The sequence below is a fragment of the Streptococcus sp. WM07 genome (assembly GCF_004570525.1).
In the GTDB taxonomy this organism is placed as follows: Bacteria; Bacillota; Bacilli; order Lactobacillales; family Streptococcaceae; genus Streptococcus.
Map to the genome: position 1 here is coordinate 1 of NZ_SPPZ01000092.1, position 2841 is coordinate 2841.

Below are 2841 nucleotides of genomic sequence, written 5' to 3' on the forward strand. Positions count from 1 at the left end.
TGTAATACGGCTTGGATGAATGAATTTTTACGACAACTGTCAGAAGCTTACCCTAACGACTATATTATTTTGGTGATGGATAATGCGGTTTGGCATAAATCACAGACATTGGATATTCCTAGCAATATTGAATTTACATTTATTCCACCTTATACACCAGAGATGAATCCGATTGAACAAGTTTGGGCAGAGATTCGGAAATTAGGATTTAAGAACAAAGCATTTAAATCATTGAATGACGTCATTGATCAGTTGCAAGAAGTTATCCAAAGCTTATCAACTACTCGCTTACGATCGATTGTCCATAGAGAATGGATATCTGCTAATTTTGATTCTGAATGAGTATAAAGCCTAGAAGTTAGGTACATAATTTAATAATTAGGATTTAGATTATTCTAGGAGAATATTACTTGAATACCTCCCTGTGGAAATCTTCTTGCTTTTCTCTCGAATTTTTATCATATTTCTTGCTTTCCAGAGAGAGATGGCTTATAATGAGGTTGTTAAAACAGTTGTTTGTATTTGAACAAATGTTTAGAAGGGAGGTTTTTGTGTTAACAGAGCGTGAGCAGGAGATTTTGGATTTGATTCGTCAGGATCCGTACCAATCTCAGCAGGAATTGGCAAACCAGGTAGGTTATTCGCGGTCAACCGTTGCGAATTTGATTTCTAGTTTGGTTCAGAAGAATTATCTGCGGGGACGGGCTTATATTTTAGAAGAATCTAAATCTGTGGTTTGTATTGGTGGCATGAATTTAGATCGGAAATTTTATGCTAGAGAGAAGCTCCAAATGGGGACTTCAAATCCTGTGGGAGCCAGTCTTTCTGTAGGAGGTGTTGGCCGGAATATTGCGGAAAATTTAGGACGTTTGGAAGAAGATGTTCTCTTGCTCTCCTTGGTTGGAGACGATCATGATGGAGAGCAATTAAAGTCTTTGACCCAGTCTTATGTGAATCTCAAGTATGTTGACAAACAAAGTCATCATCCAACTAGTTCTTATGTTGCGATCTTAGATGAGGATGGGGATATGACTTTGGCACTAGCAAACATGACAATTTGTGATGAAATGACCCCTTCTTGGTTGTCCAAATATGAAAATCTACTGCTAGATGCTAAAGGGGTTGTAGCAGATTTGAATCTTCCCAAAGAGAGCCTGGACTATCTGATTCAACTAGCACGTGAGCATCAACTACAGCTAGCTTTAATTCCAGTATCAGCCCCCAAAATGACGCATCTTCCCCAAGATTTGAAAGGGGTTGAATGGTTGATTGTGAATCTAGATGAGTCAGAAGCTTATTTAGAGTTAGCATTGGGTCAGAAAGTCACGAAAAAAGATTTGGCACGGGCTTGGTTGGATCATGGGCTTGCACAGGTTCTCATCACGGAAGGGGCAGAGACGATGGTCTATGCCCATCAGGATGGGACTTATCTAGAAATTCAACCAATCCCATTGGATCAAGTTGTAGATGCAACGGGAGCAGGAGATGCTTTGGCTTCAGGTGTTATTTATGGCTGGTTGAATGGTTACTCCATTCAGGAAATATTACAATTGGGTTTAACCAATTCTTACCACACAATTCGTTCTCAGGACACTGTTCGTCCCAACTTGTCTAAAGAACGTCTCGCTAATGAAAGAAAGGAACTCTTTACCAATGAAACAGTATCTTGATATTGCACCGGAAGTTGCAGCAGCTCTTGAGGCAGGTCAACCTGTTGTAGCTCTTGAATCTACGATTATTTCGCATGGTATGCCGTATCCACAAAATGTGGAAATGGCTCAGACGGTTGAAGCCATCATCCGAGAGGAAGGAGCTGTCCCTGCCACCATTGCGATTATGGATGGAAAATACAAAATTGGGCTTAGTGAGGCAGATTTGGAACGTTTGGCAACTGAAAAGGATGTAGCAAAGGTATCGCGGCGGGATTTAGCACTGATTCTTGCCCAGAAAAAAATCGGGGCTACAACTGTTGCCACCACTATGATTGGTGCCCATTTGGCTGGTATTCCCTTTTTTGTAACAGGGGGAATCGGAGGTGTTCACCGTGGTTATGAAGAAACACTAGATGTGTCAGCTGACTTGGAAGAGTTGGCTCAGACGCCTGTAACGGTGATTTGTGCAGGGGCTAAATCCATCTTGGATCTCCCACGAACATTGGAGTATTTGGAAACTAAAGGAGTTCCAGTACTTGGTTACCAAACAGATGTTCTACCAGCTTTCTATACTAGCAAGTCTCCTTATAAATTGAATAGTCGAGTTGACTCTGTTGAGGAAATTGCGCATATGAATAAGATCAGTCATGAGCTTGGATTGACTGCAGGCACTTTAGTCGTGAATCCAATTCCAACGGAGTATGAATTGGATGCGGACTATATTGATGGTATCATTGCTCAAGCTGTAGTTGAAGCAGAAGAAGCGGGTATTACCGGTAAGGATATGACTCCATTCTTACTTGGAAAAATTGTTGATTTGACTGATGGTGAAAGCCTTAAAGCCAATATTCAACTTGTTTATAATAACGCCAAGGTTGGAGCAAGAATTGCTAAAGCCTACAGTCAATTAGAATCTTGATAGTAGAACAGTATAGGGGAGTGAATCTACTAATTAATTACTGCATCAAATATTTTCACTTTCAATGAACCGATTGTCTCCCTATTATTTTGAGGTTGGACCTTGAGTCCAACTTCTTTTTTTGTTTTTATACAGTTTCTAACGTAAGCGCCCAATAACAGAGTATATTGACAAAACTCCAAGATTATAAGCAGATTGCTTTTAATCTTGGAGTTTTCTTTATCTACAATTCTCTTGGATTTTTGGAGCCCATGGTAAATAAGCCTCTAG

Annotated in this window: 3 protein-coding genes; all 3 read left to right on the forward strand. The window is 40.2% G+C overall.

Translation table 11 applies throughout. The annotated features are described in order from the left end of the window. Positions 1–342, forward strand: a 342-nt coding sequence (locus E4T71_RS08325) for a transposase (protein WP_194181234.1), incomplete at its 5' end; no start/stop codon positions are given. Positions 343–551: 209 nt separating this feature from the next. Next, positions 552–1670 carry a carbohydrate kinase gene (locus tag E4T71_RS08330; protein ID WP_245165721.1) on the forward strand — a complete coding sequence of 373 codons (1119 nt, stop codon included), beginning with the start codon at positions 552–554 and terminating at the stop codon, positions 1668–1670. Next, positions 1654–2571 (forward strand): pseudouridine-5'-phosphate glycosidase, encoded by a 918-nt coding sequence (locus tag E4T71_RS08335; protein WP_135038855.1) that lies wholly within the window; start codon positions 1654–1656, stop codon positions 2569–2571. Before E4T71_RS08330 ends, E4T71_RS08335 begins: the two co-directional genes overlap by 17 nt. Positions 2572–2841 lie beyond the last annotated feature (270 nt).

Coding starts and splice junctions, on each gene's coding strand:
- E4T71_RS08335 (WP_135038855.1), top strand. CDS start 1,654: ATGAAACAGTATCTTGATATTGCACCGGAAGTTGCAGCAGCTCTTGAG.